The following is a 12323-nucleotide window of genomic DNA, read 5'->3' on the forward strand; positions in this document are numbered from 1 at the left end:
CGGACTCCACTCGGTGCAATTACTATGGGCGCACAGGTGCTGCTTCACGATCAAAGCCTACCATCCAAGGCGCTAAAGGTCGGTCTACGTATTTTCAACAGTTCGCAGCGAATGGATGAAATCGTACGCGATCTGTTGGATTTCTCGACTTCCCACTTGGGCGATGGAATTCCGGTCGATCCGCATATGGTGGATTTACTAGAGATATGTCGAAACGTCGTGGAGGAAGCAAGAACGTATAATCCGGACCGTAAAATTCTCCTGACGACAGATGGTCAATTGGTAGGTGCATGGGATGGAGCACGCRTCGCCCAAGCATTCTCGAACCTTATCTCTAACGCGATTCAGCATGGAAAGTCGGAAAGTGCAGTCAAAATATCAATATTCGGCCTTCCTAACGAGGTGGTGTACACGGTACAAAATGAKGCCGATGTAATCCCCTCCGTCAAGCTTCGAACTCTCTTTGACCCAGTGAAACGTTTCGCTATCCGCCCGCCCAGCGAACGCATCGTTACTTCAAACGCCCAGAATTTGGGGCTTGGACTTTACGTAGTTAAGCAGATCGTCTCCGCCCACGGCGGCGATATTGCGGTCACTTCCACCAAGAAGGACGGTGTAATCTTCACAATGTGCCTTCCTCGCAAAACTCCACTTCGCAGGAACGAAGACTGACGTAACGCCAGACTGAACGCGTGTGGTCAATTTTCTCCTATCGAATCGACCAACGTAGATAGCACAGCGTGGATAGTCTGCTGGCAATCGCATCNACTGACGTAACGCCAGACTGAACGCGTGTGGTCAATTTTCTCCTATCGAATCGACCAACGTAGATAGCACAGCGTGGATAGTCTGCTGGCAATCGCATCTTAAGTGACAATGGCAGCTTCCGCTCGAAGAGCCGACTGTCGAGAAACGGGCTCGAACGGCAGCAATGAGTCGGGTGCGGTCGTTTCGAACTATGAGGCCGATGGCAAGAAGGCAGCGCAAAGCCGCCACTCAAAGGATGAGCGTATGATGATCTCGAAGAGGTACGAATGCTTGGCGAACTTAAACATGCTTGCCGGCTCAGGGGATTGACAAGACACACGAGCGTTCTTGAACTCCTGCTTTAATCGAGGTAAATCATGACAAAAGATGGACGTCCATCACTCCAAGGGTTCGAAGCACTCCGTACGCGGTTTCAAGAGCAGTCGCGCAAAGCCCAAGCTTATTACACGATCATGCACAAAATGCGGGAAATTGTAGGCAGCGATGACGCTGCCAGCGAATGGATGAATGAACCATTACCGAAATTTGATGGCAAGACCGCTGCCCAGCTGGTTAGTGACGGCCGTACGGACGATTTACTTTCTTATATTGATTCAATGTAATCTGTTTCCTCTGGCTATCTCCGATTGTGGGCGAAGCTGCGTAAAGTAAAAGCATGGATTTGATCGAAGTAGAGCACAGCAAATATGTCGTACTGCTGGTGGCAGGAAAGTTCGTTTTTACACAGCCTTGGCGGTATGCGGACATTCATCGATACGAATGGAGTTCACCATGGAGATGAAAAGGATCAATGCCGGGAAACTACGTGCTATCGGGTACGACCCGCGTGAACGCGTCCTGCGGGTCGAATTCGATGATGCAAGTGCGATTGATTATTCAGGTGTCGGAACAGAGATCTGGCGCAGATTATCAACGTCCGGTTCGCCCTGGAGTTATTACCGTGACAACATAGAAGAAGAATTTTCCGGTCGTCGAGGCACCGTCCAAAATAAAGGGCAATCTCAGCAACTGAATGACCTGTTCAAAGCGTCCAACGACGACACCGATACGTAGGCTATGCCGGCGTACTGCCACTGAATTGCCCCTGCTTCCGTAGACATACGTTCGAGGGCGGCTCTGTTGCCGGAAGCAGTCGATCTCGCAAGGCATAATCGCGGGCCAAGAGCGGCCAAGAGCGAACAGCCACGTGGTGCTAAACTCAGGCGATTCACACTTCAAAAACTGCTGACTAGATATGAAGAGTAGTTCAAAAGGCGGCCTTGTGTATTCCACTGATGGCGGGCGCATGTGCCCTGAATGCCGACGACCTCTCTCGGAGTGCAGCTGTAGGCCCAAGGCCGTGCCCATAGGCGATGGTGTGGTACGCGTGTCGCGCCAGACCAAGGGTCGAGGTGGGAAGAGCGTAACGCTTATCAAGGGGCTAGCGCTCGATCCTGCTGCACTGGCTTTGCTGGGCAAGCAGTTGCGCGCGGCATGCGGTTCTGGCGGAACAGTGAAGGATGGTGTAATTGAAGTGCAGGGAGACCACTGCGAGCAGATCATGACAGAGCTTAAAAAGCATGGTCATAAGGCCAAGCGTATTGGTGGCTAACCTTGAAATCTCGAATGCGCGCAATTGGCGATAGATGCAACCGCTACTGCTACGCGCCATTGAAGCGAGACGTTGAATGTCCATTTTCTACAGAGCCGACCGGCAGCAAAGGGGGGCATCCTGCGCTTCCGCTTTGCGCAAACGATGTCTCGACTGTGGTGCCGCTCACAATGGATATCCTTTAGGTGCATGCCGGCCAATGGCAGCTATCCGCGTACCAGGTAAATCTTTAGCATACAAGTCCGGCATGCTTTGGAGCGTTTTTCCAGGGATTTCCCATTCGGCGCGCCTCTCAGCGCGGGTAGGTGAAGCCGGTGCGAATATCCATCGGTACCAGACGGCTGCCCTCGCGCACCATTAGCCGCTGGGGCGGTTCGTCGCCTGCCAGTGCGCGCGGCGTGACGGACAGTCCTTCGCCCTTGCGCAACAGCGGATCGCAGCGTTCGTAAACGTTCCGGCAGCCCGTGGCATTAAGGAGCGCCTGCACTACCGGCACCTTCCATAGGTCGACACCACCGGCATTGAACTGGCAAACCAGATAGCCTGCGATGCCCCCATAGCTGTGTACCAAGAGACCTGACAAGCCGTCCTTGTCGCCATCGATCAGTTGGACCAGCGCCTGCGGATCGGCGCTGCGCAGCGCATCGGCGCGGAGAAGTACGCCAGCCTGTACGCGCCGCTTTATCATCGCGTGGTCAACCGGCTCGTCCTCGCGCAACGTCCAGACACGGGCGGCGATTTGCGATTTGGCGTTATAGGCCGCGCGGGCCAGGAACTGGTGAGCCGACGATTGCACGATCGCCGTGGCGCCCGGTTTGTTGCGCTCCTGGGGCTTGCCGTCGACCTTGTCGACGGCGGAGGCGTAAATCCACGGGTTGCCGGAAAGCAGGCCTTTTTCCTTACCCTGTTTGATGGTGATGATGAGCATACGCGCTTTCGTTTTGAGGAACGGGATGATACAGCAATCCGCCGGCCGCCCCTGTCGCTGCATACTGCTCCTAAAGTGATTTGTTTGGAAGCCTTAACTTGTCAAAGAGCGATCATCGGTATAGCACCTGCGGCGTAGGCGGATTAGCACCGCGCGATGCGCTACGAGGTCAGCCCGCGAAGCAGGCTGCTATCGGTCGCAATCGGCGCGTCGGCCAATCCCGGCGCAGCCTCGAGAGCCGGCGGAAGCGAAGGACTTGTTGCTTCAAGCGCGGGCGCTGCGTCCTCCCAGTCCTGGCCCCAGCGCGTTGCTGCAATCGCTTTGGCACCGGGGTGGGTGAGCCTGGCCTTGAGTTCAGGAAGGCGGCGCTTCTCAATACGCCTGTCTGCAGCGAGCAAGATGTCCACGATCTGCCACCGGTCGGCGAAAGCGAAGCTGAGCAACTGGTCGGTTGGCGTGTCGATGTACTCGCGCAATAAACTCGATATCGACGACACGTCCGTGTCATAAGGGTAGTACGTGGCGTTTTCGCCAAATTCACGCGGGTAATTCCAGATCACGTCTTTGCCCAGCGTGCACCAATAGCGGGGCAGGTCGGTACTGCCACTGACCGATGCCATGCGGTACGCGCGGCACTGGATCTGCAGACGCAGCCCCTCGGCAAAAAGTTTGCTGACCTCGCGCTGGAGTTTGCTCCATGGTTTCACATCCGCCTCCGATTTACTAAGCTGCGAACATGATAACCGCTGGTGTCGCAATGCCCCGACTCAGGGACATTGAAGGCTTGGGTGACACAGGACGTTCTCCAATCGGTGCAATCTACCGAGTCAGTTCAGCGACTGCCGAAGGTAGTCGCAGGAAGGCAGGTTCAAGTATTGTTACTTCTTCTCCGGCATGGCCGACGAGTGATGACTTGTAATTAGCCATGTCGATCCATTCCAGGTATATGTATAGGTATAGCGGGCACTAACTACCGCTCCCGTTCTAGCGAAAGTAAATGTATATAGCCCGGCATCAACGGCAGAATTGCATCCCAAATACATACTGCGCAGGTCAATCTTTCCAGAAGGGCGATCGGCTAGAAAGTGATGAAAGTAGTCTTCCTTCTCTGCAACTGTGAGGCGAGGCTTGTCCGATACTGTAGGAAGAAGAATTGACCGCTCTGCATAATTGGTCGCCACCTTGTGCGGGTCACCTGTCTGCAGTGATTGATTCCATCGATCAAACAACGCTGCAATTTCTTGCTCTGATGTGATCTTGCACGCTTCGGTGCGCGATACCTGTGTATTGTTTGGCGTGCCTTGTTTCGTGGCGCATCCAGTAAGCGCGAACGCCACGACAACCAAGCTAAACAGTTTCATGGTAGAACTCCTTCGGCCGAGGATTGACAGGTAAGGCACAACCGGGACTTATTATGGACACTAAAACGACCATGAATAGTGACAATTAAGCTACGCAGCAAAAGCGGCGATACCTAATACAAAGTACGCTGTTATGCGGAAATTGCAAAAGCAATATTAACTAGATTGCACTACTGACCGTTGTTTACTAGCGGTGGTTTGTTGAACTAGGAAAAACAGAAGAAATTAAAAATAGGACTTACGCAAAAAGTCACTGATTGTGAAAAATGACGTAACCCAAAGCGGGTGAAAAATCTGTAAATTGCGAGTCATGACGATGACCCTCTCGACGCAACCACGCCGGACCACAGTCCTGTCCTAGGCATATTTAGAGCTTGACCTAGTGTGCGCTCTAGCATGTTTAATCCTCATTGTTACCGTATTCATCTCAAATGAGGAGAGCAACATGAGCACGCCCGCCGTTATATTCCACAGCGCTGAAACGCTGCCGCCACCAATCGGATACTCACATGTCGTAGAAGTACGGCGCGGCAAGCTTGTGTTGATTTCCGGACAAGTGGCACGCGACGCATCGGGTTCCCTAGTCGGGAAGGACAACTTCCGCATGCAGCTCGAAACGGTATTCGCCAATCTGGACCTTGCTGTTAGAGCGGCAGGTGGGAGCTTTAAGGATGTCGTTAAACTCAACTACTACTGCGTTGAAAGAGTACCGCCGGGCGAGCTCCAGACGGTCATCGAAGTGCGTGACCGATACGTCAATACCTCAGCCCCGCCTGCATCGACCTTTGTCGTTGTAAATCGTTTGGTGCACCGGGAATGGCTCGTAGAAGTGGAAGCTACTGCCGTAATAGCCGAGGAGAATCCGCAATGAGACTTATTGCCATCATGGGGCGCTTCGAATTTGCACCGCACGACATTGACGCAGCCATCACGGCCGCAGCAGCGATGGCTTCGCAAACCCGCCGCGAATCTGGTTGCCTCTCCTATACTTTCGGCGTGGACATTGAACAGCCGGAATGCCTTATCCTTTCTGAGCTTTGGCTCGATGGCGCGGCGCTCGAAGCACACTTCGAAACGGCACATATGGCTGCTTTCCGACTGCAGTTGCGTAAGCTAAGAGTCGTTGAAGTGAAAGCTAGCCGATTCGCTATTTCGGACATGCGCGACATGTTTCCAGGCAATGCCTCCGCTGCCGCGAACGCAACTTGAGCCCGTATGAGATTATCAAACCGACTTCAACTACGAGGTAAACCATGCCGCGACGATCCACTTCATTGCCCAACACAAAAACCACACTTGCTTCGCATGCCAACCGCAGGCTCCGCATTGGTGAACTCGCCGCGCGGAGTGGCCGCACGGTACATGCACTACGCTATTATGAGTCCCGTGGATTGTTGCCTTTCGTCACACGTGATGCTCAAGGTAGGCGCTCGTATCACGAACAGCATATTCAGTGGCTGATGTTCCTCGACCGCCTGCAGCGCACGGGTATGTCCTTGAGCGAGATGCAGGAGTATGCTGGCCTGGTTATCCTTGGCAGACAAAGCATTCCCCAACGCCAAAGTCTGTTGCAAACTCATCTGGATGTCGTTGAGCGTGAAATGGAGGATATTAAGCAAAGCCAGCGCCTACTGAGGGATAAGATCGAGTTCTATAAGATATGGCATTCAACGGGCCAACGTCCCAGTGACATTTGGATGGAATCACTCGCCACCGAATCGACACGAAGGAGTCAACGCGAGCGTTCATCCAAACACTTACGCGCCCGTTGATCGGAAGTCGAACAAATGGTTGCATCTTCAGGAGGCTGGCGGGGACGATGCATATCCCTGCTTCGCAATGGCAGATAAGATCAGCAATGAGTAGAGGAATATCGACTTCCAGGGTGGCGCTGAAATACTCTTCCTGTTAAAGCTGAGATATATTGGCCTGCATGAACAACTAACCGGCGATTGCACTTCGTCCTTGAAAACGTCATGGAATACGATTCTCAAAACCCCTTTGCACGAATTTTGCGTGGCGAGTTGCCATCCATCAGCGTGTACGAAGACGACCTCACTATCGCGATCATGGACATCATGCCGCAAGCCGATGGACACGTTCTCATTCTGACAAAAGAGCCGGCAGCCGAAATCTTTGATCTCTCTGCCCACGGTGCTGCCGCATGTATCCGGACCACTCAACGAGTAGCAACGGCGGTAAAGGCTGCGTTAAACCCGCCTGGCATTGTGATTGGCCAATTCAATGGAAAGGCAGCGGGTCAGACCGTGCCGCATGTTCATTTTCATGTGGTTCCAAGATGGGAAGGCGATTCACTAAAGCCACATGGTGCAATTCCCGCAGACCCCGACCAGCTTCGCGCGATCTCCGCCCGGATTATCGCCGCCTTGCCAAGGGAAGGCGTTTGACGACTGCATTGCCACAGTATTGCCTGACCGCGCACGTATCCATCACCTCAAGGCTGGCAACGTAGGAAGGTGCTGTTTCGAGGCTTGCCCGGGAAAGTTCGCCTACTCGCTCGCCTTGGTTAGCGAAAACGAAGACCACAGTATTGTGCGTCTTCTGCGCCTCCTGAAGTACTGGCATCTCGCCGCGGCACGGCGCGCACCATTTCTGGCCTTCGCGCGAAGCGCGTTTGTTAATGATTTGAAAGAGAATGCACCTTGCGGTTGTGGGAAGCTAATCAAAAAGAATGCAGCAAGAACCGTCATCAAGGCATTGACCTTCACCTCGTTGGAAGCTGGATGATACAGGCATCGATAATCCATTTCGGCGCCCGTAATGTCCGTTTCCACTCTTCAAGCAGCGCCGGTGGACAGGCGACAACAGACTGGCGGCGTGGCCATTTAAAGCGGGCTTCATTGATACACACTGCGCAGTCCGGCACTGATGAATTGGGAGCAATAAAAGCCTTGACCTTCCCACATTGGAAAGGTCTACAGTGAAATGAAGATCAATACAGGAGGTAAAAATGGTCGAAATTCACGTGGAAAAAATGACCTGTGGAGGCTGTGCAAGTCGGGTGACTAAAGCGGTACTGTCACAGGATGAAGATGCAAAGGTCAATGTCGACCTGAAGACCAGGCGGATTTATGTAACCTCAACGTCCGAGGTCTCAGACTTGGTACAGGCAATATCGCGCGCCGGTTATTCGGCCAAGGTGGCCGATGAGGCCGCTTAACGGGGCCCTGCTGCTGCAGGAATAAATGCCCGTCAGGTGGAGGAGTCATGGAACATCGAAAGCACGAAAAGCACGATCACCATAATCACCAACACGCGCATACCGGGCATGACGCAACGCCTGCTTCTGCGGAAAAGCCCTTCATCGACCCGGTCTGCGGAATGAAAGTTGCCGCCCATCCCGAGAAGACCTTCACCCATAATGGTCTCTCCTACCATTTCTGCAGCGCGCGCTGCATGGAAAAGTTTCGAGCGAATCCGGAGACTTACTTAAAGCCGAAAGAAAACTCACGGGCGGATACGTCGGTGCCTGAAGGGACGATGTATACCTGTCCGATGCATCCCGAAATTCAGGAACCAAAACCAGGCAACTGCCCGAAGTGCGGGATGGCCCTTGAGCCCATGATGCCTTCGCTTGGGGAGGAGGAGAATCCAGAACTGGTCGATTTTCGTCGCCGCTTCTGGTGGACATTGCCGCTCACGTTTATCGTGACCGCCCTGGCAATGTTTAGCCATCAGATATTCCCGCAGGGGGTACCGGGTCAAAACTGGATGGAACTGGTTCTAAGCACGCCGGTTGTGCTGTACGCCGGCTGGCCATTCTTTGTCCGGTGGGCGCAATCCATCATCCATCGCAGCCCCAACATGTGGACGCTGATTGGCACCGGCACGGGCGCGGCGTATGGCTACAGCCTGGTCGCAACGATCGCTCCCGAACTGTTTCCTTCCGTATTTCAGATGCATGGCCGCGTCGGCGTGTATTACGAAGCCGCAGCGGTAATCATCTCATTAACCCTTCTCGGCCAGATTCTCGAACTAAGGGCGCGGTCGCAGACTTCCGCTGCCATCAAATCACTTCTCGGGCTCGCGCCAAAGACCGCCCGCCGATTAAAGAATGACGGCACAGAGGAAGATGTGTCGCTGACCCATGTCCATGTCGGGGATGTGCTCCGGGTACGACCGGGCGAAAAAGTGCCGGTCGATGGCGAGGTGCTCGAAGGAGAAAGCGCACTCGACGAGTCCATGCTGACCGGGGAACCCGTTCCGGTCACCAAGCGCGCTGGAGACAAGCTTATCGGTGCCACCATGAACACCAGTGGCAGCCTCGTGATGCGGGCTGAGAAAGTCGGTTCCCAAACCATGCTTTCCCAGATCGTGCAGATGGTGGCGAACGCGCAGCGCTCTCGTGCGCCGATGCAGCGGCTTGCTGACGTGGTCGCCGCCTACTTTGTTGTGGTAGTCGTCACCATTGCCGCCTTGACCTTGCTTGGATGGGGCGTTTTTGGTCCCGAGCCAGGCTGGGTGTATGGTTTCGTCAATGCCGTCGCGGTGCTCATCATTGCTTGCCCTTGTGCCTTGGGGCTCGCTACCCCCATGTCGATTATGGCGGCAACCGGCCGCGCGGCGACGCAAGGAATACTTTTCCGCGACGCCGCGGCTATCGAATCCATGCGCAAAATCGACACGCTCATTGTCGATAAGACTGGCACCCTGACCGAAGGCAAGCCTGCCTTCGACCGTGCGATCGCCGCACCAGGGTTGACTGAAAAGGATGTGCTTCAGCTGGCGGCAAGCATCGATCAGGGCAGTGAACACCCGCTGGCTCATGCCATCGTCGCGGAGGCTCGGAAACGCGGCATCACGCTGTACAAGCCGGAGACGTTTGAGTCGTCGAGCGGGATCGGCGTACGAGGCGTGGTTACGGGAAGGCGAATTGCGCTCGGCAATACCGCACTGATGGACCGCGAGAATGTTGACTGGAATTTACTTGTACGCGAAGCGGAAGACCTGCGCGCCGAGGGGGCGAGCGTGATGTATCTGGCTGCGGATAGCCAGTTAGTCGGTCTGCTGGCGGTTTCCGATCCGATCAAAAGTACGACGCCGGAAGCACTGCTGACCTTGAAAGAAGCCGGACTCAATGTGGTCATGGCGACAGGCGACGGCGTAACTACCGCCAGGTCGGTGGCGAAACATTTAGGCATCCCGGAAGTGTATGGTGAAGTAAAACCGCAGGACAAGCTCGACCTTGTCGAGCGTTTCCAGAGAGAAGGGAAGATTGTCGCCATGGCCGGCGACGGCATCAACGATGCGCCTGCGCTGGCAAAATCCAATGTCGGTATCGCCATGGGAACCGGTACCGACGTCGCCATCAACAGCGCGCATGTCACCCTGGTAAAGGGAGACTTGCGTGCCATTGCTCAGGCTCGAATGCTCTCCGTCGACACCGTGCGCAACATGCGCCAAAACCTTGGCTTTGCGTTCGTATACAACGCCTTGGGAATCCCGCTGGCGGCCGGCCTGCTGTATCCGTTCACTGGACAGCTTTTGTCGCCAATGATTGCGGCGCTGGCGATGAGTCTAAGTTCAGTTTCGGTCATCACGAATGCGCTTCGCCTGCGCAGAACAAGTAGAGGGTAAGACCGGCCTTTGCATGATTTGAGACTGGACCAGAATGCGAAACATGTATGGTTGGGTCTTATGCTCTTTTTTATTGCGTCGTGTCATCACGTTCCACGATGCAATGCATACAATTTGAGTATGCCCTTTTTCATCATCGCAATATGTACCTCAGTCCTGACAGTTGCCACGCTGCTGCCTTTGTCGCGCTCATCACGGTGGTGGATACGCGACCTGGATTTTCCGCGTTTGCAAATTGTCGGTTCCGGCATCGCCCTCCTCCTTGCGCAAGCAGCCTTGCTGGATTTCTCGGCGTTCGGCGTCAAGGTAATTGTTGCGATTACCATCTGCTGCGTTCTATATCAGGCCTGGTGGATACTTCCTTATACACGCCCCTTTCCCAATGAAGTGAAGTTGTTTGCCGGCGAGGAACCAAGAGAATGTATTCGTATTCTGTCCGCGAACGTTCTCCAGTCAAATCGCAATGCCGCTGCTCTCCTTTCGTTGATACGGCACTATCAACCTGATATTTTCGTGACGCTCGAGTCAAATGGATGGTGGGAGAAGCAGCTTGATGCGCTGGAAAGCAACTATCCCTATTCCATCAAATGTCCGCTTGAAAATCTGTACGGCATGCACGTTTATTCAAAGCTGCGCCTGGAAAATAGCACCACGCAGTTTCTGGTCCAGCCGGATATTCCCTCCATGCATACCGTGACAGTTCTCCCTTCTGGAAAGAAGGTGCAAATGCACTTCCTGCATCCGACGCCCCCGAGCCCTACTGAAAACGAGGTGTCGACAGAACGTGATGCGGAACTCCTCATCGTGGCTAAACGTGTGGCTGGCCTTGATCATCCGACGATTGTTGCGGGCGATTTGAATGATGTCGCGTGGTCAACGACGACCAGGCTTTTTCGAAAGATCAGCGGATTGCTTGACCCCCGTGTCGGACGCGGCATGTTCAACACCTTTCATGCCAGCTACTGGTTTCTGCGCTGGCCGCTGGATCATCTTTTTCACAGCCGCCATTTCACTCTGTCATTCATCAAACGGCTGCCGGCGTTTGGCTCGGATCATTTCCCCGTGCTGGTGGAACTGGTCTACGACGCTGCCACGGGCGTAGATCAGCAAGGGCTTGAGGCAAGCGTATCGGATGAAGTGGAGGCCGAAGAAAAAATCGCTGAGGAGTCAGGGAAAGCATAGCCAGCGTGCTGTGGGTGAATATGCCTGAGCTTATTCGGAAGGTAACAAGTCCGGGTTCCACACTACCTCCCACAGATGTTGATCGGGATCGCGGAAGTAACCGGCGTAGCCGCCCCAGAATGTTTCCTGGGGCGGCTTGACAATGAACGCACCTGCTCGTTCCGCATCGCGCATGACTTGATCGACTTCGTCCCGCGTTGACACGTTGTGACCAATGCTGAACTGGAGAGCACCTGTCTGACCGGCCGCGATACCGGAATCATTAGCCATACTCTGGCGCGGCCAAAGCGCCAGTTTTAACCCGGCCTGCAGGTCGAAGAAGGCAACCGCTCCGTTCTCGAACTGCGTGCCGATGATGCCTTCGGTCGGCAATCCCAGCCCGTCTCGGTAAAAGCGTACTGCCTTCTCCAGATTTTCTACCGCAAGCGTAATGACGGAAATGCGTGGTTTCATAATAAAACTCCTGTCGAAGCATGGCGTGCCGGCAATGCATGATGTGCACGCCTCACACTCTATGCGAAATAAACCTCATGGGGATTGCGATTGGATTTGCAATTGGTTTTGCGTTTGCCGATACTGCCCCGGCCTCATGCCAAACATGCGCGAGAACGCGTGGCTGAACGCAGCTCCCGACTGGTATCTTACCGCTTCGCCAATCGCCACGACCAGACGTGCGTCGCGTACCGACCATTTCGTTGCCTACGCCATGCGGGTTTTCATTAACATGTCGCCCGGACTGGTCCGACGCGCCGGATACGGAATTCGGCCTCTTCTACTGAGTCGTCTGGCTGATTGCTTATGCTTAATGGAAATCCTGGTTATCAATCCGGATCTGTTATAGATTTAGTGATTCAAAGCTTGTGCCATTCGTGTTTTCAAACATGGCGAAGCCTCA

Annotated in this window: 15 protein-coding genes; 11 read left to right on the top strand and 4 right to left on the bottom strand. The window is 54.3% G+C overall.

What is annotated here, in order from left to right; all coding sequences use genetic code 11:
- From ASE07_RS01745 to ASE07_RS01765, 4 genes are all read left to right on the top strand, one after another.
- A partial coding sequence (locus ASE07_RS01745) for a sensor histidine kinase (RefSeq protein WP_235548313.1) occupies window positions 1-672 on the top strand: 672 nt, incomplete at its 5' end.
- Window positions 673-1124: 452 nt separating this feature from the next.
- Entirely contained in the window at window positions 1125-1370 is a 246-nt protein-coding gene (locus ASE07_RS01755) for an MbcA/ParS/Xre antitoxin family protein (protein WP_057289092.1), read from the top strand.
- Window positions 1371-1539: 169 nt separating this feature from the next.
- Complete coding sequence (locus tag ASE07_RS01760) at window positions 1540-1821, top strand: KTSC domain-containing protein (RefSeq protein ID WP_057289093.1); 282 nt, start codon at window positions 1540-1542, stop codon at window positions 1819-1821.
- A 181-nt stretch (window positions 1822-2002) separates the two neighbouring features.
- Window positions 2003-2359, top strand: coding sequence for a translation initiation factor Sui1 (locus ASE07_RS01765; RefSeq protein WP_057289094.1), 357 nt, complete (start codon window positions 2003-2005; stop codon window positions 2357-2359).
- A 292-nt stretch (window positions 2360-2651) separates the two neighbouring features.
- Here ASE07_RS01765 and ASE07_RS01770 read toward each other — a convergent pair whose 3' ends face one another.
- The 3 genes from ASE07_RS01770 to ASE07_RS01780 form a co-directional block, all read right to left on the bottom strand.
- Window positions 2652-3287, bottom strand: a complete 636-nt coding sequence (locus ASE07_RS01770; RefSeq protein WP_057289198.1) for a hypothetical protein — start codon at window positions 3285-3287, stop codon at window positions 2652-2654.
- 161 nt (window positions 3288-3448) lie between these two features.
- Complete coding sequence (locus ASE07_RS01775; protein WP_200960863.1) at window positions 3449-3994, bottom strand: hypothetical protein; 546 nt, start codon at window positions 3992-3994, stop codon at window positions 3449-3451.
- Window positions 3995-4165: 171 nt separating this feature from the next.
- Window positions 4166-4648 carry an SgcJ/EcaC family oxidoreductase gene (locus ASE07_RS01780; protein WP_057289095.1) on the bottom strand — a complete coding sequence of 161 codons (483 nt, stop codon included), beginning with the start codon at window positions 4646-4648 and terminating at the stop codon, window positions 4166-4168.
- Between the two features lie 445 nt (window positions 4649-5093).
- Between ASE07_RS01780 and ASE07_RS01785 the strand changes: the two genes are divergently transcribed.
- From ASE07_RS01785 to ASE07_RS01820, 7 genes are all read left to right on the top strand, one after another.
- A complete protein-coding gene (locus ASE07_RS01785; protein ID WP_057289096.1) occupies window positions 5094-5519 on the top strand; it encodes a RidA family protein in 426 nt (141 codons plus the stop codon).
- Entirely contained in the window at window positions 5516-5857 is a 342-nt protein-coding gene (locus ASE07_RS01790) for a putative quinol monooxygenase (protein ID WP_057289097.1), read from the top strand. The genes ASE07_RS01785 and ASE07_RS01790 overlap by 4 nt, the downstream gene beginning before the upstream one ends.
- 44 nt (window positions 5858-5901) lie before the next feature.
- The gene (locus tag ASE07_RS27885; protein WP_082583892.1) at window positions 5902-6420 is read left to right on the top strand and encodes a MerR family transcriptional regulator; all 519 of its coding nucleotides are present in this window, start codon (window positions 5902-5904) and stop codon (window positions 6418-6420) included.
- A 204-nt stretch (window positions 6421-6624) separates the two neighbouring features.
- Entirely contained in the window at window positions 6625-7056 is a 432-nt protein-coding gene (locus ASE07_RS01800) for an HIT family protein (protein ID WP_057289099.1), read from the top strand.
- A 563-nt stretch (window positions 7057-7619) separates the two neighbouring features.
- The gene (locus ASE07_RS01810; protein WP_057289101.1) at window positions 7620-7829 is read left to right on the top strand and encodes a heavy-metal-associated domain-containing protein; all 210 of its coding nucleotides are present in this window, start codon (window positions 7620-7622) and stop codon (window positions 7827-7829) included.
- Window positions 7830-7876: 47 nt separating this feature from the next.
- On the top strand, window positions 7877-10246 hold the full coding sequence (locus ASE07_RS01815; protein WP_057289102.1) for a heavy metal translocating P-type ATPase: 2370 nt from the start codon (window positions 7877-7879) through the stop codon (window positions 10244-10246).
- A gap of 120 nt (window positions 10247-10366) precedes the next feature.
- On the top strand, window positions 10367-11428 hold the full coding sequence (locus ASE07_RS01820) for an endonuclease/exonuclease/phosphatase family protein (RefSeq protein WP_057289103.1): 1062 nt from the start codon (window positions 10367-10369) through the stop codon (window positions 11426-11428).
- A 30-nt stretch (window positions 11429-11458) separates the two neighbouring features.
- On the opposite strand, the gene ASE07_RS01825 is transcribed toward ASE07_RS01820, so the two are convergent.
- On the bottom strand, window positions 11459-11881 hold the full coding sequence (locus tag ASE07_RS01825; protein WP_057289104.1) for a VOC family protein: 423 nt from the start codon (window positions 11879-11881) through the stop codon (window positions 11459-11461).
- Window positions 11882-12323: the final 442 nt, after the last annotated feature.

This window comes from Noviherbaspirillum sp. Root189, from assembly GCF_001428545.1.
Taxonomy (GTDB): domain Bacteria; phylum Pseudomonadota; class Gammaproteobacteria; order Burkholderiales; family Burkholderiaceae_D; genus Noviherbaspirillum.

Bases quoted from the DNA above. Each gene is read 5' to 3' on its own strand.
- ASE07_RS01800 (WP_057289099.1), top strand. From the start codon at position 6,625: ATGGAATACGATTCTCAAAACCCCTTTGCACGAATTTTGCGTGGCGAG.
- ASE07_RS01785 (WP_057289096.1), top strand. From the start codon at position 5,094: ATGAGCACGCCCGCCGTTATATTCCACAGCGCTGAAACGCTGCCGCCA.
- ASE07_RS27885 (WP_082583892.1), top strand. From the start codon at position 5,902: ATGCCGCGACGATCCACTTCATTGCCCAACACAAAAACCACACTTGCT.
- ASE07_RS01780 (WP_057289095.1), bottom strand. From the start codon at position 4,648: ATGAAACTGTTTAGCTTGGTTGTCGTGGCGTTCGCGCTTACTGGATGC.
- ASE07_RS01760 (WP_057289093.1), top strand. From the start codon at position 1,540: ATGGAGATGAAAAGGATCAATGCCGGGAAACTACGTGCTATCGGGTAC.
- ASE07_RS01790 (WP_057289097.1), top strand. From the start codon at position 5,516: ATGAGACTTATTGCCATCATGGGGCGCTTCGAATTTGCACCGCACGAC.
- ASE07_RS01810 (WP_057289101.1), top strand. From the start codon at position 7,620: ATGGTCGAAATTCACGTGGAAAAAATGACCTGTGGAGGCTGTGCAAGT.
- ASE07_RS01770 (WP_057289198.1), bottom strand. From the start codon at position 3,287: ATGCTCATCATCACCATCAAACAGGGTAAGGAAAAAGGCCTGCTTTCC.
- ASE07_RS01765 (WP_057289094.1), top strand. From the start codon at position 2,003: ATGAAGAGTAGTTCAAAAGGCGGCCTTGTGTATTCCACTGATGGCGGG.
- ASE07_RS01815 (WP_057289102.1), top strand. From the start codon at position 7,877: ATGGAACATCGAAAGCACGAAAAGCACGATCACCATAATCACCAACAC.
- ASE07_RS01755 (WP_057289092.1), top strand. From the start codon at position 1,125: ATGACAAAAGATGGACGTCCATCACTCCAAGGGTTCGAAGCACTCCGT.
- ASE07_RS01820 (WP_057289103.1), top strand. From the start codon at position 10,367: ATGCCCTTTTTCATCATCGCAATATGTACCTCAGTCCTGACAGTTGCC.
- ASE07_RS01825 (WP_057289104.1), bottom strand. From the start codon at position 11,881: ATGAAACCACGCATTTCCGTCATTACGCTTGCGGTAGAAAATCTGGAG.